Below are 25,646 nucleotides of genomic sequence, written 5' to 3'. Positions count from 1 at the left end.
CATCTCTCCATGCTGCGGGTGTGTGACCACGACTGTCGCCGCGTCGCCTGGTCCATTGATCATCTCGCGCACCCGCGGAGGAGGTCGCCGTGTGGGTCGGAGGGTCGGTCACCGGCGAAACGAAGAAGGCCTGATCCAGCTGGAGGTGGCCGTCTTTGGTCTTTCTGCTGATATGGAAAGTGAACCGATAGTTGCCTTCCGTCAGTCACTAGTGATCAATTGGGTGCGCGTTGTTGGCACCCGTATGGCTGGAGGCGTTGAGTAAATGGCTATCGTGATGGGCAACGTGGGAATGGTCGGCGGCTTAGGGCGCGCAGACATTGATTCCTGGCATCGAAGTTCGCGGGTTTTTCCAGCGGCAACCCTTTGCGCGTTCAATGGTGGAAGGCGTATTGGAAAGCTGCCGCGCCTCCAAGGGTACTGGTGATCTGGAGGGTCACTAGGGTCTCTTCGGGGCTTAAGGCCCATGGAGAGTCGCATCGTTACTTGAGACGTCATATGGCTTGCTAGAGAATCATTGGTGCCGTGACTAGGGAAAATCCGCCGATTGAGAGACAGTGTGGTCGACCTCTGAGATACGCGCTCCGAGGCGCTGCGACAGTGCGTCTGCATGATTCTTCGTTGCTTTGCCATATTGTTCAATCTTTTTTTCTTGCAATCGAAATGATGGACCGACAATGCTGAGGGATCCGACTATTCTGCCCGAGCTGTCGCGTACGGGCGCCGCAACCGCTGTGGCGCCCTCGGTTAGCGTTGCCCGCTTAACCGAATATCCGTCTGGTCCGAGACGCCCGAGAAGTGCGTTTCCGGCAGCGGAGCTGGCAAGGGGAACGCTACGTCCTACCCATCCCACGTGCCTGATGTCCAAGGGGCTTTCAACCTGCCGCACATAGATCACGTCGCCTGCGCCGCCCATCACTCCGAGGTAGCTTGACTCCATTGTTTCGTCAGTCAAGCTCTGAAGTGCCTTACCGGACTCTGCAACGAGATCCGGACGGGGATGCCGATGGTCCTGGGGTGGAGCGAGTCTCCTTCCCGCTACATAGTGACCGTCGTCATCGCGGTAGATGTATCCGTGCTGTTCCATTGCCCCCAAAAGGCGTTTGGTTGTGCTTACGGGTAATCCCTGATTTCGGGCAAGTTCTGATAGTGAAACAGGCCCTTCATCCGCTACGTGAGACAGTAGGGTGAATGCGCGATCGACAGCGCGCGTTCCGCGTGGTCCGGAATCATCGTTGTCCATCTAATCTCCTGACGGTCACTATGTGGCAATCAACCTTCCATATTGTGGCATTTGCTCGAAATTAGACCAGAGTTGGGACTGCCAGGTGAGACACAATCCGAATGGCTTCACGGATATCAGGTGTCAAGTTTCGGTCGGACAGCCCGGAACTTGAGGGAATCATGGCAGTCATAGTCGGGGAAGATGTCGGATCTTTCAACGCCAAAAGGCGTGAAATCGCAACCAGCAGACAGGCTGCCATGTTTGTGTACGCCTGGTGTGCTGCTGAGAGCCTTCGGATGGCAAGCGGGGTGAACGGTGCATGTTCTTCAGCCCCTTGAGAAATATGAATGCCGTAGGAGGCGGTCGAGTTGCAAGTGGTTCGGATTTCCGCCAGCGACGATGCGGCGCTGTACTCGAGCATCATGGCTCCGCTTGCTCCCGGTGTTCCGTCAGTGAGGTAGTCGTCGACACCTGTATACCGACCGTCCATGGACAAACTGATCCTGTTGAGCAACAGACTGCCTTCGTGGGCAAGTGCTGAGCACAACTTCTCGGCTGCGAGTGCCAGTTCGATCATGTAGAAATTGCCGACGTGCCGCACATCGACGGGGTCCTCTGTCAGTAGGGGGTTCTCGTGCGCACCGTTGACTCCACGTACGACGGCGCCTTCGGTCTCGCGCCATGCATCGACAACAGTGCCGAGGGACTGAGGCATGAGTCTGAGACAGAACGGATCTTGAATCCTGGTGGCGCTACTTTCCCTGTCGGACTTGGAGTCGCGTATCGACGCCGCAACCTCTTGGACCCCTCGCGTCTGCCCTTGGAGTCCGTCTGCCGAGATATGCTCGGCGTTTCCTCCGAGCTCAGTGAACAGAATAGTGGACAGCCAGATAGCGGCGTTGATCGATCGTCGCATGTCCTGCAGGGTAATTGCCGCGTCGGCCAGCGTGAGCGCACTCGAGCTCATGAACGGTAGTGCGTCATTTGGATTGAAGGTATTCAGATTGACTGAGGACAGTTGCGTTCCCCGCTCTCCGACCAAGTAAAGAGCCGTCGTAGAGAGAGCTGCGAGGTCGGCCGTGCCCAAGGACGCACCGTAGGTGACTGCGGGCAGTTCATCGGCAAGCAGCACCGCGAGTAGTGCGTCGGCAAGTTCCACACTGACTCCGGCTCCACCCTTCGCGATCTGGTTTGCCCGGATTGCGAGCATGGCGCGTGTTCGCCGAATATCGACTGGAGCACCGACATTCAGTGCGTGACTGCGCCACAGTTGTAGGCAAGAATTCGTGTCACGTCCGACCGAGATGAATCGTTTTGCTCCGACTCCAGTCGAGAGACCGTAAATAGGGCGAGATCGCGATACCCGCAGCAAAGCGTTCTGTGCCTTTTTGATTCGACGTCGTGTGTTCTCGTCGTATCGCGCTTGGGTTCGGCGTTCAGCTAGCCGCTCGAGCGCGACGAGCGTTAGACCTTCACCGGTCAGCAGGACCGTATCTTTGACATCATCAGACACTTGTGACGACCCGCCCTCTGTCTGCAACCTTGATTCCGTTTCGGAAAACCTCGCGCGCGAGGTTGGAGCCGAAGCGATAGATCACCTCGCCGTGGGTGGGAACCGACCAGACGATGAAGTCTGCGCGTTTCCCCACCCGCAAGCTTCCGATCTCATGTTCCATTTGCACAGCCGCGGCCGCATTGATCGTGGTCATGAGCCAGATCTGTGCAAACGACCACCTGTACAGGCGCGCGGCCAGCTGCATTACGGTCTGCATCGACGTGGATGGAGCTGTCCCGGGATTGAAGTCTGTCGACATCGCGATTGCTGCACCTGACTGAATTATGCGGTGGGCCCACGCGGCGAGATCTTTTGCAGGCCTGCCATTTTCGTTGAGCGAGTCCGTCATGTCCAGCATGTGAAAGTTTGCTCCGGGGAATACGACGCCGATGGTCGAACTTTTCGCGAGGTTCGCCAACGCAGCATCGCTTGTCGCATCCAGGTGGTCAACCGAAATTGCTCCGAACTCCACCGCAAGATCGGTACCGCCGGCGTCGCCGGTTTGGTCCGCATGGAATCGCAACGGAAAACCCAGATCGCGAGCAGCTTGTGCGATGACGCGGCACTCAGCTTCTGTGAATGAAATCGGATCGCACGCGATATCGCAGTAGTCAGCCAGTTTGGCAGCCTCAGGAAGCGTCTTGACTACGCTGTCGACGTATCCGCCGCGATCATGGAGATATTCGCCGGGAACTGTATGCGCGCCAAGATAGGTTGAAAGAATCTGAACGGGGTGGTCGAGTTCTCGCGCGAGGCGCAGTAGCCGCAGTTCGGTGTCGACGTCAAGCCCGTAGCCGCTCTTTACTTCGACGACTGTTGTTCCCTGGCTCAGCATCTGGTCCAAGTCGTTGCGAGCCTGGCGCAGTAACTGCTCGTCGGTGGCTGCTCTCGTGGCGTCGATCGTCGTTCGGATTCCTGTATCGATGTTCGGCGTGGCTTGCTCGCGGACTTTGCCTTCCCACTCGATATGGCGAGTACCGCCGTACAGCAGGTGCGTGTGCGCGTCGATAAAACTTGGGGAGACCAAACATCCGGACGCGTCGACGACTTCCTGCGCAGTGAACTGGGCAGTCAGTTCGTCCGTCGTTCCTACGGCGAGGATGCGGCCTCCGTCAATGGCTATGGCGCCATCGGTGATGATCTGCAGATCATTCAAGTTCGCGCCTCGTGCCGGCGCATCGTGGGGTGTGTCTGCGGTGACGAGCTCAGCCGCGTTGATCACCAGCAAGTCGATTCCCTGTGTAGGCACTGAGCCGATCTCCGTTCGTTCTGGATTCAAGTTTCTTGAAATTGAGGGTACCCCCGACTTCCGTATGGTGGTAACTTTCATTTCCACAAGATGGCAAACGGAGGTTGAAAGTGGAACGCATTGTCTCGGCTACAGGCTCGGCGCTCAGGTGCAACGGATGGCGGCAGGAGGGTGTACTGCGGATGCTGGAGAACACCCTGGCAAACGCCGAACGCCCCGATGAGTTGGTGATTTACGGCGGCATCGGTAAAGCCGCTCGCGACTGGCCGAGCTTTCACGCGATAGTGCGTGAGTTGAAGCAGCTTCGAGATGACGAGACGCTGATCGTGCAGTCCGGCCGCCCCGTAGCAGTGATGCGAACCAACGCCTCGAGCCCGACCGTGCTCATCGCAAATGCGAACTTGGTGCCGCGTTCGGCCACCGCACAGCGGTTCTTTGAGCTCAGTGACGCGGGGCTCACGATGCACGGTCAGTACACCGCGGGCAGTTGGGCGTACATCGGTGGACAGGGCATCGTGCAGGGAACCTACGAAACCTTCGCGGCAGTTGCGACCAAGTACTTCGATGGTTCACTTCAGGGTCGTGTCGTACTGACGGCGGGAATCGGGGGTATGGGCCAAGCGCAAGGGCGTGCTGTTCGAATGAACGGTGGAGTGGCTCTGATCGCCGAAGTGGACGAGTCTCGAGCAAAGGCGCGTTTGGAATCGGGCGCAGTCGATGAAGTTCTCCACGACATACCCAGCGCGTGGCACCGTGTCCGAGAACTTGCAGAACAAGGGGCAGCAGCTGCGGTGGTTGTTATCGCGAATGCGGCTGACGTAGCCGAAACCCTGCTGTCGAACGGGTGGCTACCGGACATTGCGACGGACCAAACGAGTGCTCACGATCTGTTGCGTGGATATGTGCCGAGTGGGGTTACCTTCGCCGAGGCAGACACCCTTCGAGTCGCATCGCCAGATTTATATCTCGCACGCTCGGAGGAGACATTGAAGCGCCATGTCGAATCACTGTTGGCGATGCGTGATCGCGGAACTGTGGTCTTCGAATACGGAAATGATCTCCGACATGCAGCAGTACGCATCGGGTGCACTCAAGCATCGTCCATTCCGGGATTCGTTCCTGAGTTCATCCGTCCCTCGTTCGCGGTTGGCCGGGGCCCCTTCCGGTGGGTCTGTTTGAGTGGTAGCACCGAGGATCGTGACTTGCTCGATCGAACTGCCCTACAGCTCTTCCCCGACGATCAAAAGCTGAGTACTTGGCTGGCGAAGGCGTCAGAAGAAACGCCGGTGGAAGGTCTCCCTGCGCGCATCTGTTGGCTGGGCCACGGACAGCGTCAACGCATGGCACTTGCAATCAACGACTTGGTTGCCGCCGGAGCATTGGCAGGTCCTGTCGCTATCACCCGTGACCACCTCGACTCGGGGTCATGTGCGTACCCGACGAGAGAAACCGAGGCCATGCCCGACGGCTCCGACGAGGTCGCGGACTGGCCCTACCTCAATGCGATGCTCAATGTGGCCGGTGGCGCGGATGTAGTAGCGATTCACCAGAATGCCGGCATCATCGGAGGCTCAGCATCGGCAGGTATGACGGTTGTCCTCGACGGGACCGAGTCCTCAGCTGATCGCGCGCGTGTCTGCTTCGAGAACGATCCAGCGATCGGAGTCATCAGACACATCTCCGCAGGCGTGCCCGAAGCCGCTGCCTACCTGCCGGCCAGTGGCATTCACGCAGTGGAGATCTGAGCGCATGGACGCCATAACTGGATCGCTCATCCGCCCAACGTCGCCGTTTCTCGGATCGGCAGTTATAGACGACATCGACAAGCTTGATGCAACCTTCGCCGTTGTCGGGATACCTCACGGCTCTCCATATCAGATGAGTGGCGTCCATTCGGATGCCGCGAACGCGCCGCGGATCTTTCGAGAGCGGGTGAACGCAAGGTTCGCTGGGCATGCGGACCGGCATGACTTCGATTTAGGCGGAACGCTTTTCGGTGAGACCAATTGCACCCTAGTCGACGTCGGAGATGTAGATGCAGATCCACGAGATCTGCATGGAAGCAGCGTCGCGGCGACGGAGGTCGTCAAGAGCATGCTCCAGCGCGGAACAATCCCCATAATCTTGGGTGGAGACGACTCGGTGCCCATCATCTGCGCACGGGCGTACGAATCCGAAAATCCCGTGATCAACGTCCTCCAAATCGATGCGCACATCGACTTTCGCGACAACGTCAACGGTGTCAAGGACGGGTACTCAAGTCCCATACGACGGATGGCCGAAATGCCCTGGGTCGGTCAGATCGTGCAGGTAGGGTCGCGTGCGACAGGCAGCGCTCGCGGCGACGACGTAGTAGATGCACGGCGTGCCGGGAACGTCATCATCACTGCAGACGAGGTGCACAGACAGGGCGCCGAGGTCGTTTTCAGCGCGATGAACGCAGATCTACCTTGGTTCGTCACCTTCGACGTCGACGGCCTGGACCCGACGATTGCCCCTGGAACAAGCTGTCCGCTTCCCGGTGGCCTAGATTTCCGACAGGCGAGCGAGATCCTGAACGAAGTCGGCAGACGATTCGGTCTGGCGGGAATCGACGTCGTCGAACATTTCCCCTCCCTGGACTTGCGGGACATGACTTCTTTGACCCTCGGTCGACTCTTGATCTCGTTGATCGGCAACGCTGCACGGAAGGAAAGCGAGGACTCATGATCGAGTTTCGAAACGTCGAGAAGCGATATCCGGACGGAACGCTCGCCGTCCAACGTCTCAATCTCGAAATCCCAACGGGCAAAACAACAGTCTTCGTCGGACCGAGTGGATGTGGAAAGACCACAAGCCTACGCATGATCAATCGGATGATCGAACCGAGCGATGGAACGATCTGGATCGACGGGGTGAATTCAACGACGTTGGACAAGGGCGCACTACGGCGGAGCATCGGGTACGTCATTCAAAATGCAGGGCTGTTTCCACACCGGACGGTCGTACAGAACGTGATGACGGTGCCGCGACTCAATGGTGTTCCTCGCAAACGAGCTGAAGCACGAGCACTCGAACTCCTCACGACGGTCGGCCTTTCCACTGAAATGGCCGCCAAGTTTCCCGCTCAACTCTCCGGTGGTCAGCAACAACGCGTTGGAGTAGCCAGAGCATTGGCCGCAGAGCCTCGCGTTCTTCTGATGGACGAACCATTTTCGGCGCTCGACCCGGTAGTGCGCAGTGAGCTGCAAGACGAATTCATGCGCTTAGGGCGTGAACTGGGAACGACGATCGTCTTCGTCACTCACGACATCGACGAAGCAATCAAGCTCGGCGATCGCATTGCCGTCTTCGAACGCGGAGGGCACCTAGCCCAATTCGACACACCTGAAAAGATACTGGCCAACCCTGCCAACGAATTCGTATCCGGATTTGTCGGCCAAGACCGAGGGTACCGCGGTCTGTCGTTTCTGACTTCGGAGGACCTGCCGCTGCGGGCCGTGCGGTCCATCACCGTAGATCAACACCATGCGGAGACCGGGTGGTGCGCGCTCGTCGCCCGGGACGGAGCCTTTCTGCGTTGGGTCGAGGACTATGTCCCAGATCGGGCGAACCCGACTCAGTCGACTAGTGGATCGTTCACGGAGGGAGCGAGCCTGCGTACAGTTCTCGATGCCGTCCTGACAAGCCCATCCGGACATGCGATTTGCGTTGATCGGAACGGGCATGTCCAGGGGCAGATCGGAATGCAAGACATCGCGAGTAGTCATCGCCCGGGATCAACGAAATGATCGACTGGATCATAGATAACGCGGACCGGGTCAAGTCTTTGACGATTCTGCATCTCACGATCGCAGCGTCAGCGACATTGATCGGCCTGATTCTAGCGGTGCTCGCGGGATCGGTGGCCGCACACCGACCTAGACTGAAATCGTTGACGCTGCCTGTGAGCGGGGTTCTTTACACCATTCCGTCGCTGACGCTCTTCATCTTCATCCCCATCATCCTGGGCACGAAGATCCTCGACCCGATGAACATTGTCGTGGCTTTGACGATCTATACATTTTCCATGCTCTACGGGGGAGTGATCGAGGCTCTGCTCTCTGTGCCCGACGAAACCCTGCAAGCAGCAGAAGCTATGGGATACAGCAAAATTCGGTGCTTGATTGGAGTCGAACTACCCATGGCGATTCCAATCATCGGCGCGAATCTGCGCGTCGCGGCCGTATCCAACGTGAGCCTCGTGAGCATCGGTGCGCTGATCGGGGTGGGAGGTCTGGGGGACCTGTTCACAGACGGGTTCCAACGAAACTATCTGATCCCCATCTTCTGGGGGATCATTCTCAGCGTATCCCTAGCCATTGCAATTGACTTCATTCTTGTGTTCATCGAACGGATACTTACGCCGTGGGTCAAGGCAGGTGAGCAGCGATGATTCTCGAGCAGACTTGGTCATTTCTGACGAGCTCATGGTCTGGACAATCCGGAATCGGGGCGAGACTTGTCGAACATCTGACATACACGGCCATTGTCGTGCTGATTGCCTTTGCGATCGCGGTTCCGTTGGGCGCACTGATAGGTCACACGCGTCGCGGAGTTTGGCTGGCCATCAATGCCACTAATGCATCCCGCGCTCTTCCTACGCTGGGCTTGCTCGTTCTGATGGTGCTGTTGATGGGGCTTGGACTTGGGCCGGCGATCATCGTGCTCGTCGTGCTGGCGCTACCGCCGATGCTGACCGCTACGTATGCGGGTGTTCGGAATGTTTCCCCCGTTGTCGTGGATGCCGCCCGCGGAATGGGTGTTCCGGAATGGAAGATCCTGTTGACGATCGAACTGCCCATTGCGTTCACCGTCATCCTCAGCGGTGTCAGGTCCGCCACCTTGCAGGTCGTCTCCACTGCGACAGTTGCTGCCTATATCGGCTTGGGAGGGCTAGGACGGTTCTTGATCGATGGACTCGCGCTCCGAGATTACGGCCAAATGGCGGGCGGGGCCGTGCTCATCGCGCTTCTGGCAATCCTCTGCGACATGTTGTTCGGAATCGTCAACCGGCGAAGCCGCACGCGATCACCGTCGCTATCGAGCTCGAAATCCCGTTTCGCAGAAAAATCGAAAGGTGTCCAATGAAGAAGATAATGCTCGCCCTGGTGTCTGCCTCTCTCGTTCTGGGAATCACTGGCTGCGGAAGTGGTTCCAGCTTGAGCGGCGGGGGAAATTCAGACCCGAACACCATCTCGATCGGATCTGCGAACTTCTCTGAAAGCACACTGCTGGCCCACATATATTCGACAGCACTAGCAAATGCAGGATTCAAGACTACCGTCAAACCAAATATCGGCAGCCGCGAATTGTACATCCCTGCGCTTGAAGATGGATCCATCGATATTATTCCGGAGTATACGGGTGCGTTACTTGCGTATGTGGACCCATCTGCGACAGACATCTTCACATCCGATTCCATTTACTCGAAACTGGTAACTTCAATTCCAGATTCATTAAGAATCTTGGATAAATCCGGCGCCGAGGACAAAGACACCGTTGTAGTAACTCGAGATACCGCAGAAAAATATGGACTTCGCAGTCTGGCTGACCTCTCCGATGTTGCTCCCCGTATGGTTCTCGGAGGTCCCCCCGAAACAGCAGAACGTCGAGCTGGTGTCCTAGGTCTTCGAGATCTCTATTCTGTCGAGTTCAAGGATTTCAAAGCAGTCGACCTCGGAGGCCCCCTCACCGTCAGTGGTCTCAAGTCCGGCAATCTCGACGCGGCATTTATGTTCACAACTCAGTCTGCAATTTCCGAAAACGGATTCGTAGCGCTTGAAGACCCCAAGTCGATGGCTGTGGCCGAGAACATCGTTCCCCTTGTTAGATCCGACAAACTAACTCCTGAGCTTCAAGACGTCTTGAACAGAGTTTCTGCCGTGCTGACTACGGACAGCTTAATCGAGATGAACCGTCGCGTGGAGGTGGACAAAGAAGAAGCTGCTCGGGTAGCCCAAGATTTCGTGAAAGAAAACAATCTGTGAGGATTTTTTCTTCAATTTATAGTTTATCTCGCATCGGTTAACTATCTTATCTTGACGAATCGCCGATTTTTTTCGGCGTATCGTTATTGGCAAGTGACGATGCTTGCAGACGTATGGCTATATTTCGATCTTTCTAACACTATGGAAAGTAGCGCAAATCGTGACGTCATTAACTCGCAGCGGTATCTTTCATTCCAAACCGTTGGACGAAGCTCGTTCGCAGTTGGCTCTTGCGGCACAGGTTTTAGGTCTCGACGCAGGGATGCTCGCTATGCTTTCACACCCGCGTAGGGAAATCACTGTTTCCATCCCGCTCCGTCGAGACGACGGAAGTCAGGACTTGTTTATTGGTCACCGAGTTCAGCACAACTTTTCGCGCGGTCCGTCAAAGGGAGGACTACGGTTCGCTCCTGACGTGCATCTGGACGAGGTCCGTGCGCTCGCGATGTGGATGACATGGAAATGTGCACTCGTTGACGTCCCCTATGGCGGCGCCAAAGGTGGCATTAGAATTGATCCGCGCCAGTATTCGAAGGGTGAGCTCGAACGTGTCACCCGCCGATACACGTCCGAAATACTCCCGATCATAGGCCCGGAACAAGATATACCTGCCCCGGATATCGGGACGGATCAGCAAACAATGGCATGGATGATGGACACGTATTCGGTGAGTCGGGGGCACACTGTGCTGGGATCGGTTACCGGAAAGCCTCTCGCGCTGGGCGGATCTCTTGGACGAGCCGATTCTACGTCGCGCGGTATCGTACACGTCGCGCTGGCCGCGATGGCCAACCAGGATATCGCTGTACAGGGTGCTACCGCAGCGGTACAGGGCTTCGGTAAAGTTGGAGCCGCCGCAGCGCGATTCTTTGAACAGTCGGGGATCAAGGTCGTAGCGGTCTCTGACCAATATGCATCAGTGCTCAACACCAACGGACTGGACATATCTGTACTCGAGCAACACGTCCGTTCCGCAGGTACTGTCAAGGGCTTTCCGGGAGGGGACGAGATCGAAGGCTCCGCTCTCCTGGAGTTGGAAGTCGATCTTCTTGTGCCGGCAGCGGTCGAGGGGGTAATAACAGCCGACAATGCCGAACGAATTAAGGCAAGAATTGTTGTAGAAGGTGCAAATGGACCAACTACTGCAGACGCCGACGAAATCATGAACCGCAACGGAATCACTGTAGTTCCAGACATTCTTGCGAATGCGGGCGGTGTGATCGTCTCATACTTTGAATGGGTTCAAGCTAATCAAGCTTATTGGTGGAGTGAACGTGAGGTAGAGGCTCGACTTGAAGAACGCATGCTGCGAGGATGGAACGATGTTCGTAACTATTCGCGAAGGATGGGACTGACACTGCGCACCGCAGCAACAGCGATGGCGGTTGAGCGGGTTGCTGCCGCGCATCTGCAGCGCGGTCTCTACCCCTAGCCCCTAGCGCACTATGTGTGAGGCGTTCGGTTGCGAGGGAGTCTTCCATGCGCTCCCTCTGTGCGCATCGAATCAGCAATTATGATAGCGCCCAAATTTTGAACGGGGGTGCGAGGGTCGATGAATGGCTTCCTTGATGTCTCCAGAAAATTCTCTCACACCGTCTTCAATGGGCTGCCTGTTAAACACGCCATTTCTCGCTGGGAATCACAAGCTGGCCGCGCAGAATTCGAGATGTCCGCGCGGCCAGTCATTCGCGCAATTTCTTCTATCAGAGAAGAAATTCGTCGCCGTGGCGACAGGTCAATCTGAGTAGTAGTCGCTGCCGCGAGAAAACTCCACGAATGTACAAGGAACATCCCCAACGGACCAAGCGTCGTGACCCGGCGGTAACAGCATCACATCACCGGCAGAAAATTCCGCGTACTGACCATCGGTCATCTCCACACCAAGTGTCCCGGCGATAACCAATGCGACATGAGGTAACTCGCAGAGATCAGTACCCGCGTACTGCTTCAGATCATTCGACCACCGAGCCCCTTCTCTGAATGTTACCTGAGTCACGCTCACGCCATCCAGCTCGGCTGTTTTTTTGGAAATGAGACCGTGAGCGTCGGAAGGGAGGGCCTCTAAACTAGCCTTTTGCATCTTGGTGTTGTATTTTTTCACGTTCTTGTCAACTCCTTGTTGGGCACTGCGCCGAGAAACGAAACCGTGTCGATTGATTATATTTCAACTTGGCTGTCACATGGAAGAATGTGAGGGGTCTGTTTTCGCGTCGCGCAACAATGCAACACGATTCGGTGGGATATCGGACGGATTTGTATCGGGGCATGTGAACAATGCGCATTTGGAGACGATGTTTCCACCGGTGAGACTGTTGACATTGTAGTCTTCTGCGTCCTCGGTGCCAGTCTTTTCTCCGGCGGCTTGGGGTAAGTCTCGTTCAAGTAATGTACGACAACGAAAAAGATCCGGTTTCACTCATCGTCTGAAGGTCCGACAGCTTGACCGACGCGCCGGTCATGTTGAGTCAGGGCGAGGTGGGAGACCCGATTCTCGCGTTCGATCCGCCGCTTGGCACCGTCGCGTCACGCAATTCGCTGCAATAGACGACGGTTTAGGGTCATCGGAATGGCTGCCCCACAGTCCCAGGTTCCGGTTGGAGGAGTGGGCAGGACCCCTCGGCACCCTTGGCCCTACAGCTTCGACGCAGAAGCAGTCGTCCAGGTCGCGGTGACCATCTCAGAGGGGATCTAGGACATACGTGAATTATTGCCGGCCAGAATTCAAGGCGACAGGTTTGGTCCGTCGCGTTTCCCGCCACATTGAGACACCGTCTCTGCGTGCGCGGTTCACCGTTACCCAGGGTCGGATTGATCACCGAGCCGGGGCGTCGTATGGATGTTGCGGTCTGTGGGATTCGCACGACCCGCCGGGCTACGGCGCTAGTATCTAGGTAGGCCATCTCAGGCATGTGTTCGACGCTGTGCGCGGATTGACCGGAAATCTTGAGGCTATTGTCATCAACGGTGAGTGGCTGGCGCGCCCTCGAGAATCCGCCTATCAGCTTTGACGCCAGATTAGTTCGCCGAACAGTTCTCGATCCGAAGATCAGTACAAACTGGTTGATGCCTGCAGATGTTCCGGGGCCCGTTGGCGGAATCTGTCAGCCATGCTCGATCCTCCCCGTCGTCCAAATGCACTATATGATCTACCCGGTCCTGCAGAAGAATCGAGATCACTTTTACCGCAAGCAGTTTGGTTGATTCTGGAAGGGGTGAAATGGACTTGTCCAGCGCGCCGGTATGTCCGAAATGGTCCTCAGGATGTCCTGATTATCGAACAGAGCGCTGACCGGAAACAGCTGATGTCGGTGGAGACACCTGACATAGAAGGGACGATCAGCGATGCCATTCCGGACCATGGGTCAGTCGAGTGCGACTCAGAGCCAGATCGAAAGGGTCAGGGCCCTTTAGGTTTCGATCAAGTTGGGAGTTCGTTGGTTTTGGGATCGGTCGTGGAACGTCTACGCGGATCGCCGAGCGTATCTCGCCGATTGGTACGCGGTCCGGTAGAGGGCTTGAACGATCGACTTGACCCATGTGGAGGCGCGTTGCCGAACGATACCCATTTCAGCAGTGGCATGCGCTACCGGACGAGTTTGATATCGTTCGACGAGTCGCTGCTTTCCCTCCACTGTCATCGGAGTATGACGTTGTGTCACAGGTCTGGTCCTTTTTGGTTGAGAACGGTTGTGTCGCAACTCCCATTCTCGCGCTGAGGACCAGCTCGCCTACTAACTACTTCAGTCCCGCGTCAGCAACGCCGATACGCGCAACATCTAGCCGAGAGTTGTTGCAGGAATAGCCACTTATTCTGCTGGATAAGTACTTTCGGTCTTGTTAAGTGAACGAATATCATCGAAGGTAGGGTTCTGACGGTTTAGTATGCAGTCCGTGCGGTAGCGAATCGCATCGTCATACGAGTTTGATGTCAGGACGTACAAGGTGCGATTTTCAACGGCATCGACGAGCATGTCCGCCACGGATTCTGGGGACATCACAGCCGACGGAGCCATTTTGCTTCGCACAAGTCCAGGTAATAGAGCGGTCACCCCAATGTTTGCATTTTGTTCGGACAACCCGGCATAGAGGGCTTCGGTCAGGCGAACGAGTCCGTGTTTCGCAACACTGTACGGAGCTGACCACGCACCGCTGACGAGCCCGCCGATTGAGGCTGTATTGACTATGTGTCCAGGTGCCCCACCCTCGATCATTCGTGGAACGAAGCTGCGAAGACCGTGAACTACCCCCATCAAATTGACATCGATCGAGGTCTTCCACTCATCCAACGGGAATTCCCAGACTGGACGAAACCGGTCGGGTAGTAGAATACCGGCGTTGTTGCAGAGGAGGTGTACGGCACCGAACTCGTCATAGACTGCGCGCGCCATGTCTTCGACTGCATCAGGGTCAGCGACGTCGACGCTAAGTCCGAGAGCGGATCCGCCCACGCGGTGAACCGAGTTCACCACCGTGTCGATAGCACCGTTATCTAAGTCGCACACTACGACTGACATACCTGCGGTAGCTAAGCGCTCGACTATCGCGAGTCCTATTCCGCCAGCCGCACCAGTAACCACAGCTACACGGCCGCACGGGTTGTCCCACACCGTCTCAACACCCGAGAATGCAGCATTCATGCCATGGTCCGATCTTCGACAGGAGTCGTGGTGCGGTTCTGGCCTTCGACGAGTAAGGCGAGTCGGGCGCGGTCACGTTCAGGGCGCACGAAGATGGCAGCAAGAAGCCCACCTACGATGAGAAGGAATCCGGTCAGGATCATGACCACCAGATATCCAGTGGTCGGTGAGGTGTATAGCCCGACGAGGTAACCCGTCAGAGCTGGCGCGATCACGCCGGCGATCGCGTAAACAGCTGCATACGCGCCTAACACTCCACCTCTTCGATTGGTAGGGCTGATTTCGGAGGAGGTAGTTTGACCGATTGGAATGATCACCGATCCGACTCCGAAACCGATTCCAAGCAAAGTGATCTGCAACCATCCGTCGTCCACGAAAGTCACTGCGGCGAGCAATGCCACACCTGATCCTGCAACACATGCTCCACCGAGCAGGCCTCGCGCTCGTCTGCTTGAAACTCCCCGCCGCAGGAAGTACTGCACACTGAGACCCTGTACGACCATCGCGATTGCCATTACACCCCACAGAATTGTGACGAGATTGCCTGTCTCTTTGATGCTGTACCCGTGCACCTTGACAAGATACGCGGGAACCCATGCGACCAGGACTGTCACCGACCAATACGCGGCGAATGCGGCTGCGACAGACCCCCACCAGGTGCCCGTTCGCATGATCTGCCATGTGGTCGGGGATGAAGCCTCTTCTGATTCAGTCATCGTGGTCTCGTCTGGGGAATCACACTTGACGCTTGCCGCCTCCTGAACGGCATCGACAACCGGACCCTCTTTACCGATAAAGAACCAGATCACTGCCCAAATCAGACCGATTGCGCCAGTGACTCCGAACGCTGATCGCCACCCGTGTTCTTCGATGAACCAGCTGAGTGCTGGTGCTGCGATCATTACGCCGATCGGAGCGCCGAGCCCAAAGATGGAGCTGACGACGCTACGGTCCTCATTGCGAAACCACTTGTGCGCAGAGTGATTTCCGATTGGCGTCAGAGGACCTTCTGCACCGCCAAGGATCACGCGGGTGATCAGGAGGGTCCAGAAGCCAGCAACCGGCAGCAGAATTGGCAGCTGAGCGACCGACCAGAGTAGCGCCATGACAAGGAGTATCCATTTGGTCGAGACACGATTCGTCAGCAAACCAACGCATAGTGCGGCAATGCTGAACAAGGAGAAGAAGGCGGTCGACAGCAGTCCGTACTCTGCCGGAGACAGACCCAGTTCGTCCATCAGTGGAATCGCGGTCAAGCCTAGAACTGCTTTGTCGGCAAAACTGATGACTGCCAGAGTAAATAGCATTGCGACGATGCCCCACGCGCGCATTTTGCTTGAATTTGAGGTAAGAGGTTGTGCCACAACGAACTCCGTTTGGTAGAAGGTAAGGAATGGCCAAGACTTGAGGCCGCGCCAGCGATGTGGGGGAGTGAAACCTGTTAGTCGACAACCCGCTCGTATATGTCACTCAGTCCGGCAAACCAAACGTCGCCTGTGTCGACCATGTGCTCGAGTAGACGTTCGAGCATCAACAGATTGTGCGCCCGCCCGATCGATTGCGGGTGCACGGTGTAACAAACGATTCCGCCTGTCATTCGTTCCCGCGCAAAGTCGAAGTGATCCTTCCACCTCTGAAAGATCACTTCGGTCGAACCGAGTCCGGTGTTTCGGCCAGGAATGTAGTCCGTTGCGACGATGTCATCGAGGTGCCACGAGACCGGGAACTCAACGACTGAACTGGCCTTCCCATGAGTTGACCCCGTTTCCCAATTCACGTCGACCGGGCGCGGGCGGTACGGCTCGAAGTCGCGCCCCATAAGTGATGAGTCCCAGTCGAATCCAAATTCTTCAAGGATCGAGAGCGTGGACTCGGTGTAGTCCCATGATGGCGAGCGGTAGCCGCGTGGCTTCACCCCGACGAAGTCAAGGTGCTGCTCGATCTGACGTTCCATGAGGCGGCGCTCTTCGTCGCCAGAGAGCGTCGCCAGCGACTCGTGGTAACAGCCATGTGCTGAGATCTCATGTCCGGCTTCGACGACCTGTGTGAACCTGTCCGGGAAAGTGGCCATCGTGTGACCTGGTGTGAAGAAGTTCCCCGTCACACCATAACGCTCAAATGCTGCGAGGACTCGAGGGACGCCGACCTCGGCGTCGAATTCGCCGCGAGAGAGAAATCCGGGACTCGTCAAGCCCATGCCCATCCAACATGCGTGCGCATCGAAGTCGACGCCGAAGTTGACGGCGACTTGTTTTCCCTGGGGCAGTGCAATTCTCATCGATCGACTCCTCTGAAGGGCAGTTTGCGTTGCGTAAGCACCGAAAGATCGAGTTCTTCGTAGTTGGTGATGCAGGGTTGGCCAGGAGCCACCCACATACGTTGATGCGTAAGGTCCATGACCATTGACATAACCGTGACCATGTTGACCAGTTCGTCGGGGCGTTCGGGAAGATGTGCGCAGACAGAAAAGGGGTAGTCCTGATGGGAGCGCAAGCCATTCTTGACGGAATCGACCGATACTCCGGACGTGATCTGAAGATCTCGACGGATGCTCTGAAGGCGGAAGAGGCTGTCCGTGTGGGTTGGCAACAAGACATCTGATTGGCGGAACTGGGGGGAAAGGAAGTGGTTGGTGTGTGCGATGAACCCACTTTCAGGTGAGATCGGTGCCATCCCTTTCGACTGGCCCGGAACGCATTCGGCGTCGATGGCAAATCCATCGACAGATGCCAATATGTAGTTCGCAGAACTTGCCCTGCGCACACGGGAGAGTGTGTTGGTAGCTTCGGCCATGCTGGTGCAACTCAGCAAGCTTCGGAGCATCATGTGGTACGGGACACCCGCGGCGCCGATATCTGAATCGGATACCAATGCGTTGGTCACCAATCCGATTCCACTGTCATTCATTCCGCTCTTGGCTAGTAATCCGGCTTCGACGACGGTCACGAAATTTGGCCCGTCCGAGTTCTCCACTTCCAACACCACTACAGTTTCGGTTGATGATTGCAACCAGTCCCAGTTCTGGCCGATAAGCACAGCGTTGTCGACCGTGCGTTCGGGAAGCGCTGCAAAGGTAGTGCACTCGTTTGGTAGCGCGCTGGTTTCACCACCGAATACGGTGTTTTGATCGAGGCTGGCGAACATGATTTCGGTGCGACAGTTCATCGCTAGGATATCCAAGTATTCGAGTTCCGCACCGTCTGCTATTCCTTGCATCTCTTCGATGAGTCGCGCATCGAGAACGCGTGTTGGCTCCTCATAACGAATCGAGAGCACTCTGGCTTCCTGCCAGGTGATCCCCGCATAGCGCTCGAAAACAAGGCTGTAACTACGCATCGAACTCGCGATGCGGTCTTTGGCGATGCGACCGTACTCGTATCCTCGCCTGTACGGTGATCCCGCCAATCGGATCACTGGATACATTCTTTGTGTCTCCTCGCGTAAGTTGTGAATGCCTGGGACGAGCGTTCGCGCGACCGCCGTCATGTGTGTGGTGTGCGGAGTACTCATGAAAGCGATAGCCGTGAAGTAAAGTTCGGCCCTACGCACCAGGGGTACTGCACCGACGAAACGAAACAATGGACGGCGTTCGACGATCCCAGTCGACGCGACATCTGACGATTGTCAATCGATTGCAAGTGACACTAAGCCGCGGAGTCTGGCTGCGGCTACTGTTCCGTGTCGGAGTTTGGCCGGGGCGATGCCGACACTTGGCGGGATCGGCAGTCAGCTTCGTTTTGGCGATTGGATAAAAGGCGCCAACCGAGGAAGCCGGTCTGTACGCGAAGGCGGCCAACGGGATCGGCTAGTGATACGCCGAGCAATTTCTCCATTCGACCGATTTTCGTGGCAATGGTGCTGTGGTGGAAATTGAGGTCGGTCGCAACGGAACGCAGACTCCTCGCCCAAATCATTTCCTCGAGGATTGCAAGCGCTTCGGACCCATGGGATCTGGCGGTCAAGGCGCCTACCGCGTGGACATCGGGGTATGCGGCGAGTTCAGCGGTAGGCACCGAATCCAGATGCAATAAACCCGCAAGAGTATCTGCGGCGTAGTGTCGACGGCCTGGACCCTCCGACGCTGTAAAATTGAAAGCGCGACGGGCGGTATGCGCACTGATGCGGATCGCTGTGACAGGCCCCCACAATCCGATACCTACTCGTGTGTTGCAGGTGCTCAACAGGTTTCGAGTGCCCCAGTCTTCCTCGCGTACTAGAATTCGGCGGAGACCGTCGTGGCCTAGGAGTGTAGGAAGGTGCCGCGCCCGCATGTCAAAAGGCTGACTGTCCGTGCAAACAGAGATTGCGACGCGCGTTGCGTCGGGTATCGCCAGTCGCGTTGCGGCGCTGCGGCGCTGATCGTCGTCTGCGCTCGGGCCAAGGAGTATCCGCAGCAGGCCCCCTGAGTCAAGCGTTCGCTGACCAGGATGTGGTGTGTTCGCGCGACGTAGCAGCAATATCTCGGCAGCAGACGCGAGGCAGTCGAGTGCCAGCGTGTGTAGGGGGTTGGTGCTATCGCCGTCGATCAGCCAAGCTGATCCAAGTGGGCAATCGCGAGGGCCGAACTCTATCTTCAGAATGGTTGCGTCACCGCAGGGGCTGTCGTGACGGCCGGTGCCGGGTGACCACTCGGTGAGAATGCGACCTTCGTCGTCACTGACGCCGGACGCGAGCATAACGAGGGCCCCCACAGTGGTAGTTACCTCAGCGAGCGAAGCGCCGCGCGACCGTAGCAGGTCGAAAGTGTCGAGAATCTGGATAGCATGATCAACGGATTCACTTCCATTTTCGATCTGTCTCAGAAAAGTGCGCATCGGCCAGGCTTCCTGACGTCGGGTTAGTGTCCTGACCGAAGCCGAAGTGAGCTGTAGTCGTGATTCGGTGATGGCGGGCACTGAGTGGTGATTGGCTAGCGTAGCGCGACCACATTCCCCTTTGGGGTGCATTCGTTGCTACCGTCACCAATGGGGCACGAGTTGTCAAGGGTGGTTGTACGTGCGCTCGTCGTGTCAAGAGGTGCGGGGTCGATTCCGTAGGCACCCAGATATGTACCTTTGCGCCACGGCACTTACGGGCGGATGCCGTCGAAGTGCGTATTCGATGCGTGCAAGGATAGGTCAACGTGGAGTTTTAGCAATCCGTCAGTGTGCTTCTTAGATGTACATCTACGCCCGTTCGGGTAGGTGAGCGGGCGCGCTTCGCGCGGCGACCATCGACGACACCTGTCCTTCTTTCGGTCCGGGGCAACCTATCGAAGAGGAGAAGGCTGAGTGGTGCTCTAGAAGTACCCAAGTTAATGTGGCTCTCGGTGACTTGAGTCGTTGGTCGAAACAGCCGTCAACTGGGAGGCCTGGCAGCCATACCGTGAAGGGGCACAACACCCTCGAATCCATCCTGCGGTTGTTGCGGGCCTGGCACTTGGGTGGTGATAGGGGTGGACGTGTTGTGTTGGCGCATTGCAGATCGTCATGAATCTGGGTGTGCGATCATTCGTTCGCCGGGGAGGCGTCCGGATTCACTCAGCGCGGTGCGAACGTGCTCGGGCCAAGCAGCGGCGCCGGTGGCGTGAGTGGCAGTATGCACCGCGGTCAGGTTCCCGGTAGCAACGGGTTCGCCCTCTCTGGTGACGGTGAAAGCGTAGCGAACCGAGGAATTTCCGAGGTGCGCGACGGTGAGTTCGGTGGTGGCTATGTCTCCGAACCAAAGTCGTTCGGAGTATTCGACTTCGTATCGCACGCGGGGGATGGTGCCGAAAAGTCCAGATAGGTTGAGTCGCGCGAGTAGCACGGCCTCGGCAGCTTCAACCCATCGAATCACAGTCGAATGGTGATAGTGCCCGGCAGCGTCCGTATCGGGCCATTCCACGCGACGGTCAACGGATACCGTGGCTGGTGCCGGTAGGATCATGATGCCGCCGCTGACGATGCAGCCTGAAGCCGGAATTGCTGGGGTTTAACGCTCTCAGGCTTCGTGAGATCATCGAGAGGTTGTGGTCGTCGGAAGTGTTTGTAAAGCGGCACAGCACTTTTGATGACGGCGAACGGCTCGGGGCCGTTCAGTTCAAGTGGTGCGAAGCGAAAATCCGAACGGTCTTGCTCTGAGTGCAGTTCACCGTGGCAGGATCGATCGAGACGAGCCGTCGGCAAAAGCATGATTGGGGCCTTTCCGGAGTAGCGGTTCGAGTGAGTATGCACCCATCCTTTTGGTGAGCGAATACGCGACATAAGGTCTGCGGCGAAGACTGTTCGGTGGGCTGGATCACCACCCTCGGCATCTGACGGGCTCCACAGCTAGCGGTGTCGGTCTGTGGCGACAATTGCTAAGTCCGATACAGAGTTTGGGTGACTTGTTATGCGAAGGCTGGAGTAGACGGTTTTTCCACGTTGTGGAGTTAGTTTGCAACGTGTGGTCCTGAGAATCGGCCCAGGCCCGGCCCGCGGTGGTTGTCCTCTTGGTTGAACGCGGGATGGCCGCGTTCGCGGGAGCGGGTGCATGCCCCCTTGTGGTTGTACTTGCCGAATCCATTGATACTGGTGACGCCAAGCGTCCGGTGAAGTGCAGGCGCGGTTGGCTCAGGCCTTACGTCGGGCTCACCGAAACGACCGGAAAGCACTGCTTAGGATCGTCGACGGAGGGTATGAGTCCCTACGTCGACGATCGTTGTGTGAGTGACAACGTCGACCGATCGGTGGTGTAAACCATCTGCGATACAGGTTTCGAACCCTCTTCCGAGGGAAATTGGCTGTCGCTCATCGGGGCTCTGTGTGCGAATATGAACAGGTGTGGGCAACGCCTGCAGGCTCTATTCGCCGGCGATGACCGCTACTGCCTGAATCTCGATCAGTGCGTCCGACTGCCACAGTGCGGTTACACCGATTCCGGCCAGGGCTGGATAGTCGGAGCCTGCAAGATCGCGCCAAATCTGTCCGATCTCGCGACCGTGTGCCTGGTAATCCGGGATATCGGTCAGATAAATGGTCACACTGGCAAGATCGGCAGGGGTGCCACCGGCCGCTTCGAGGGCTGTGAGCACATTCGTAAACGCCTGCCGGAACTGAGCCACGATTCCTCCCTCGACGATTGCGCCGTCTCTGGTCAGTGCGGTTTGGCCGGCCAGATGCACTAGATTTCCGGCGCGGGTGGCATGGGAGAAGCCGGATGGCTTCAGCAGTGACGAGGGATTGATCTGGGTTATTGGCATCGAAGTTGTCCTTACTGTTGGCCGCACGGGTCGTGCGACAGGGGGGCACTTGCCGCGTTCATGAAACTCATGCACGACATTACAGGTATATAGTGCTACGTTTATTGTCGTCAGCGCAACACGATATGCGCAATTGTTGTCACTCGACTCGAGGAGCCAGTCCAATGCGGCTATCGACCGTTCACCTAACCGAGGGTGGAACCAGCGCCGCCGTTCTCGATAGCGGCGTGTGGATTCACTTACCCTTCCGCGACGTAGGCGGTCTGTTGCAGGTGAGGGGATGGCGTGAGGTCGTCCGCGATGTGCTCGCGCAGAACCGTGCCGGGATTCCGGTGACTTTGGAGACTGACGCGGAAATCGCGCCCGTCGTTTCGTCTCCGAACAAGATCTTGTGCTGCGGACATAACTACCGTGAACACATTGCCGAGATGGGACGACCGCAACCGGAATACCCCACCTTGTTTGCCAAGTTCGCCGATACTTTGACGGGAGCTTTCGACTCGATCGAACTCCCTGAAAGTGCCACGCAGTTAGATTGGGAAGCAGAGCTCGCAGTTGTCGTAGGCTCACCGTTGTACCAGGCGAGCGTCGACGAGAGTGCGGCAGCGATCGCCGGCTACACAGTAGCAAACGACTACTCGGTTCGGTCGTGGCAGCGTCGCACCCCTCAGTGGCTGCAGGGCAAGGCTTTTGATGCAACTACTCCGCTTGGCCCTGTGCTTGTCACGACGGATGAATTCGATCCTGCGACCGGCGCCACGATTACATGCCGTGTGAATGGCTCGGAACAGCAGCGCGGGACAACCGACGACCTACTTTTCGACCCTGCGACACTTCTCTCCTATATTTCGTCCTTCACCAGGCTGTGTCCAGGCGACGTCGTGCTCACGGGGACACCTGGCGGCGTCGGCGCCGGCGCCACCCCACCCAGATTCCTCGCCGACGGCGACATTGTTGAAACCGAAATCGAGGGAATCGGCCTGCAACGCAACCGTATCCAAATTGGCGCGGTCGACTTGTCCGCGACTGTTTACTGAGAAAGGAACTCATCATGTCGACAACTCCCGCTTCCGAGAAAGTCGTCCCAGTCGTCACCCGTGAGGGAGAGGAGTACCAGGACACCGCCCAGTCCGGCGGCGCTATCCGCGTGTCCGGGGTCAGCATTCAGCACACCCCTGCCACCAAGATCTGGTACGGAAAGGTTACCAACGAGCCGGGCTACCGCTCGCTGCCTCACCACCACGGCGAAGCCGAAACCGGAGGCTATGTCCTCTCTGGTGAGGCGCGTATCTACTTCGGAGAGAACTACGCAGAGTACGTCGACATGAGCGAGGGCGATTTTGTCTTCGTTCCGCCATTCATGCCGCATGTCGAGGTCAACATGAGCACCACGGAACGCCTCGTATGGCTGACTTCTCGCACCCCGGACAATATCGTCATCAACCTCCCCGATGTAGACGATGCCACTTTGTTGGGCTACCGCCGCGTCTAAGGAGTTCACGATGACCAGTGAGAACAGTAAAGCTCTGATCGACGCGCTCACTCTAACCGAGGTCGACTCGGACAGTTTCGAAGCTTCCCACCAGGTAATTCCCTCGGGACGTGCATATGGTGGGGAAGTGGTTGCACAGGCGGTGGCGGCGACGATTCGTACGGTGCCCGAGGACCGATCAATACATTCGTTCCACGGCTACTTCCTACGAGCTGGCAATGTCGATGAAACCAGCGTGTACGAAGTCGACCGATTGCGAGACGGGCGAGGCTTCTCGGCACGCGCCGTTACCGGACAACAGGGTTCCCGCGTGACCTTCAAAGGTTTGGCATCCTTCCACGTCGACGCCAACGGCGTGCGACATCAGGACCCCCTCCCCAGAGGGCTGCCAGATCCCGAGACGCTCCCCTCTGCCGGCGACGTCCTTGGGGAGTCAACTGTCCGCGACGCCCATTACTGGGCTCACGAACGCAACTTCGACCTCCGGCATGTAGACCCGGCTGTGTACATTAACGCCGCTGGTGAACGTGTCCGCCGTCAAGTCGTGTGGATCAAGTCGTATGAGCGACTCTCTGACGATCCCAATACGCACCGAATCGCACTTGCCTACGTTTGCGATTTCACACTCCTTGAGCCAGTGCTGCGCCGACACGGTGCCGCCTGGGCAGATGAGGGAGTCGTGACAGCGAGCCTCGACCACGCGATGTGGTGGCACAACGACGGGCGAGTCGACGACTGGATTGCGCTTGTCCAAGAATCACCCGTCGCGGGGAATGGCTTGGCGCTTACTCGAGGCGCAATCTTCTCCAAGGACGGAGTCCTACTTGCCAGCGTCGCGCAAGAGGGATTGGTTCAGCTTCCCTGACGGGGGCGCTGAGCAGACTCGATTGTGAACCGTTGGGACGTTTAAGCTTTCGCTCGGCACATTCGTACCGACGACCCCTGCCGGTCCACCACGAAGCTGATTACGCGAGGCCAATCACTGAAAGACGGTTCTTGGCTTGCGTATGCCACGCCGGTCGAGCTGAACAGGAGGTCTGGATCACTCGAGGTGGGCGAAGTTTCCGGGTAGGCTCACGCTGCTCGGTCAGCGGCGCCCAGGTCCCAATCTTCAAACAGGGGCCGGTAGGTTCGGAACGGCGCTGTTCCGAACCTACCGGCCCCTGTACCCCTCATTGAAAGCCGACAGCGGGTCATTGTCGAGATGCTGAAAGATCGCTAAAAGATCGGTGGCGGGGAACATCGTCACCGACCTGCGGCCCCCTTAAGAGAGAGATCGATATTCCCCTTGCTCAACGCGAGTATCGCAACTCCTGATTGCCCGAGACAATACGAGGGTCTGAAGAAGTGGCCCAACTTCGCACCCATTCACACAGAACACCCTCACCATCGGCAAGCGCGTCGATGATGTCGTAATGGTCGCGGTTCAACGGCATGAGCATCGTGTCGAGTCCGTTGCTTCGGCACGCTAGCTCGAAATCCACGCTCTGACGCTGAAACTCGGATGTTTCCTTTGTCCCGTAGGCGATCAACAGTGGGGGCAGGCTGTCCGGAACATCCAACATGGGACTCAGTTCGACGGTCTCGGTGCCTGTGAGTTGCACGTGGGGGCCGACAAACGTGAAGGGAATTGGGCGCAGATCGTAGAGCCCACTGATACAGATTCCGGCACGGACCACATCATTGGGGAGACCGTAATAAGACCAGTCGGTTGCGAGCACCGCTGCCGCACCATGGCCACCGGCCGAATGCCCGGCGACATAGATATGGTCCCGGTCAATGCCCAGTTCGCCTGCGTTGCGGTACAGATACGCGATAAGCGCACGATGCTGACGAACGATCTCTGTCATCGACACGGTAGGGCAGAGTTCGTAATCCTCGATAACGGCGGAGATACCGGAACTGACCAGGCCCTCTGCCATGAAACTGAAATCGGTCTTCGAGCCTTGATACCAGTAGCCGCCGTGGATGAAGACCACTACTGGTGCGAGACGAACCACTGAAGCAGGGAAGATGTCGAATGTTTCAGCGCGTGTCGGACCGTAGGAGACCTCAGAGAACGGCAGGCGGGAACGGACGTCAGCGCTGCGTCTTGCGTAGCTCTCGAGGTATCCGTCGAAATCTTCGACCGACCGTTCGATCGCGTACTCCGCGTCGAGCGCATCGTATGTCGCGAATTCGCGGTATAGAGTTTTTCTCATATCTTGTCTGCTCCCTTTCCGGGAGGGCGATATGCCCGGGAGATGTTGCCTTGTAACGTCTCCCGGGCGATCGGACGT

General features: G+C 57.2%; 21 protein-coding genes and 1 pseudogene. 10 read left to right on the top strand and 12 right to left on the bottom strand.

Annotated elements, in window-relative coordinates; genetic code table 11:
• Positions 1 to 529: 529 nt before the first annotated feature.
• The 3 genes from ACWF6P_RS22490 to hutI all read right to left on the bottom strand — a co-directional run bounded on the left by ACWF6P_RS22490 (position 530) and on the right by hutI (position 4,029).
• Positions 530 to 1,243: an IclR family transcriptional regulator gene (locus ACWF6P_RS22490; protein WP_452622537.1), complete on the bottom strand. Its 714-nt coding sequence runs from the start codon at positions 1,241 to 1,243 to the stop codon at positions 530 to 532.
• Between the two features lie 61 nt (positions 1,244 to 1,304).
• Entirely contained in the window at positions 1,305 to 2,738 is a 1,434-nt protein-coding gene (locus tag ACWF6P_RS22485) for an aromatic amino acid lyase (protein WP_452622536.1), read from the bottom strand.
• A complete protein-coding gene (gene hutI / locus ACWF6P_RS22480) occupies positions 2,731 to 4,029 on the bottom strand; it encodes an imidazolonepropionase (protein ID WP_452622535.1) in 1,299 nt (432 codons plus the stop codon). Before hutI ends, ACWF6P_RS22485 begins: the two co-directional genes overlap by 8 nt.
• A gap of 110 nt (positions 4,030 to 4,139) precedes the next feature.
• Here hutI and ACWF6P_RS22475 point away from each other — a divergent pair, with 110 nt between their 5' ends.
• The 7 genes from ACWF6P_RS22475 to ACWF6P_RS22445 all read left to right on the top strand — a co-directional run bounded on the left by ACWF6P_RS22475 (position 4,140) and on the right by ACWF6P_RS22445 (position 11,469).
• Positions 4,140 to 5,774, top strand: coding sequence for a urocanate hydratase (locus ACWF6P_RS22475; protein WP_452622534.1), 1,635 nt, complete (start codon positions 4,140 to 4,142; stop codon positions 5,772 to 5,774).
• 4 nt (positions 5,775 to 5,778) lie between these two features.
• A complete protein-coding gene (locus ACWF6P_RS22470; RefSeq protein ID WP_452622533.1) occupies positions 5,779 to 6,738 on the top strand; it encodes an arginase family protein in 960 nt (319 codons plus the stop codon).
• The gene (locus ACWF6P_RS22465) at positions 6,735 to 7,799 is read left to right on the top strand and encodes an ABC transporter ATP-binding protein (protein WP_452622532.1); all 1,065 of its coding nucleotides are present in this window, start codon (positions 6,735 to 6,737) and stop codon (positions 7,797 to 7,799) included. The genes ACWF6P_RS22470 and ACWF6P_RS22465 overlap by 4 nt, the downstream gene beginning before the upstream one ends.
• A complete protein-coding gene (locus ACWF6P_RS22460; protein WP_452622531.1) occupies positions 7,796 to 8,443 on the top strand; it encodes an ABC transporter permease in 648 nt (215 codons plus the stop codon). The genes ACWF6P_RS22465 and ACWF6P_RS22460 overlap by 4 nt, the downstream gene beginning before the upstream one ends.
• Positions 8,440 to 9,138 carry an ABC transporter permease gene (locus ACWF6P_RS22455; RefSeq protein ID WP_452622530.1) on the top strand — a complete coding sequence of 233 codons (699 nt, stop codon included), beginning with the start codon at positions 8,440 to 8,442 and terminating at the stop codon, positions 9,136 to 9,138. The genes ACWF6P_RS22460 and ACWF6P_RS22455 overlap by 4 nt, the downstream gene beginning before the upstream one ends.
• Positions 9,135 to 10,037 (top strand): ABC transporter substrate-binding protein, encoded by a 903-nt coding sequence (locus tag ACWF6P_RS22450; RefSeq protein ID WP_452622529.1) that lies wholly within the window; start codon positions 9,135 to 9,137, stop codon positions 10,035 to 10,037. Before ACWF6P_RS22455 ends, ACWF6P_RS22450 begins: the two co-directional genes overlap by 4 nt.
• Positions 10,038 to 10,140: 103 nt before the next feature.
• Positions 10,141 to 11,469 (top strand): Glu/Leu/Phe/Val family dehydrogenase, encoded by a 1,329-nt coding sequence (locus tag ACWF6P_RS22445; RefSeq protein WP_452622528.1) that lies wholly within the window; start codon positions 10,141 to 10,143, stop codon positions 11,467 to 11,469.
• Between the two features lie 303 nt (positions 11,470 to 11,772).
• Here ACWF6P_RS22445 and ACWF6P_RS22440 read toward each other — a convergent pair whose 3' ends face one another.
• From ACWF6P_RS22440 to ACWF6P_RS22405, 8 genes and pseudogenes are all read right to left on the bottom strand, one after another.
• On the bottom strand, positions 11,773 to 12,138 hold the full coding sequence (locus ACWF6P_RS22440) for a hypothetical protein (protein WP_452622527.1): 366 nt from the start codon (positions 12,136 to 12,138) through the stop codon (positions 11,773 to 11,775).
• 1,429 nt (positions 12,139 to 13,567) lie between these two features.
• A pseudogene (locus ACWF6P_RS22435) lies at positions 13,568 to 13,675 on the bottom strand (IS481 family transposase); the annotation flags it as partial.
• A 168-nt stretch (positions 13,676 to 13,843) separates the two neighbouring features.
• Positions 13,844 to 14,674: an SDR family NAD(P)-dependent oxidoreductase gene (locus ACWF6P_RS22430; RefSeq protein ID WP_452622526.1), complete on the bottom strand. Its 831-nt coding sequence runs from the start codon at positions 14,672 to 14,674 to the stop codon at positions 13,844 to 13,846.
• Positions 14,671 to 16,005, bottom strand: a complete 1,335-nt coding sequence (locus ACWF6P_RS22425; protein ID WP_452622525.1) for an MFS transporter — start codon at positions 16,003 to 16,005, stop codon at positions 14,671 to 14,673. The genes ACWF6P_RS22430 and ACWF6P_RS22425 overlap by 4 nt, the downstream gene beginning before the upstream one ends.
• A 110-nt stretch (positions 16,006 to 16,115) precedes the next feature.
• On the bottom strand, positions 16,116 to 16,952 hold the full coding sequence (locus ACWF6P_RS22420; RefSeq protein WP_452622524.1) for a polysaccharide deacetylase family protein: 837 nt from the start codon (positions 16,950 to 16,952) through the stop codon (positions 16,116 to 16,118).
• The gene (locus tag ACWF6P_RS22415; RefSeq protein WP_452622523.1) at positions 16,949 to 18,097 is read right to left on the bottom strand and encodes a C45 family autoproteolytic acyltransferase/hydolase; all 1,149 of its coding nucleotides are present in this window, start codon (positions 18,095 to 18,097) and stop codon (positions 16,949 to 16,951) included. Before ACWF6P_RS22415 ends, ACWF6P_RS22420 begins: the two co-directional genes overlap by 4 nt.
• Positions 18,098 to 20,140: 2,043 nt before the next feature.
• On the bottom strand, positions 20,141 to 20,581 hold the full coding sequence (locus ACWF6P_RS22410) for an acyl-CoA thioesterase (protein WP_452622522.1): 441 nt from the start codon (positions 20,579 to 20,581) through the stop codon (positions 20,141 to 20,143).
• Positions 20,582 to 21,476: 895 nt separating this feature from the next.
• Entirely contained in the window at positions 21,477 to 21,875 is a 399-nt protein-coding gene (locus ACWF6P_RS22405; RefSeq protein WP_452622521.1) for a RidA family protein, read from the bottom strand.
• Positions 21,876 to 22,039: 164 nt separating this feature from the next.
• Between ACWF6P_RS22405 and ACWF6P_RS22400 the strand changes: the two genes are divergently transcribed.
• From ACWF6P_RS22400 to ACWF6P_RS22390, 3 genes are read left to right on the top strand one after another with little or no spacing between them, the layout of a single operon-like run.
• The gene (locus ACWF6P_RS22400) at positions 22,040 to 22,912 is read left to right on the top strand and encodes a fumarylacetoacetate hydrolase family protein (protein WP_452622520.1); all 873 of its coding nucleotides are present in this window, start codon (positions 22,040 to 22,042) and stop codon (positions 22,910 to 22,912) included.
• A gap of 14 nt (positions 22,913 to 22,926) precedes the next feature.
• Complete coding sequence (locus ACWF6P_RS22395) at positions 22,927 to 23,367, top strand: cupin domain-containing protein (RefSeq protein ID WP_452622519.1); 441 nt, start codon at positions 22,927 to 22,929, stop codon at positions 23,365 to 23,367.
• A gap of 10 nt (positions 23,368 to 23,377) precedes the next feature.
• Positions 23,378 to 24,232 (top strand): acyl-CoA thioesterase, encoded by an 855-nt coding sequence (locus ACWF6P_RS22390; RefSeq protein ID WP_452622518.1) that lies wholly within the window; start codon positions 23,378 to 23,380, stop codon positions 24,230 to 24,232.
• A gap of 427 nt (positions 24,233 to 24,659) precedes the next feature.
• On the opposite strand, the gene ACWF6P_RS22385 is transcribed toward ACWF6P_RS22390, so the two are convergent.
• A complete protein-coding gene (locus ACWF6P_RS22385; protein WP_452622517.1) occupies positions 24,660 to 25,568 on the bottom strand; it encodes an alpha/beta hydrolase in 909 nt (302 codons plus the stop codon).
• Positions 25,569 to 25,646: the final 78 nt, after the last annotated feature.

Source organism: Rhodococcus sp. NPDC055024 (assembly GCF_053608585.1).
This window is presented reverse-complemented; position numbering and strand designations above follow the sequence as displayed.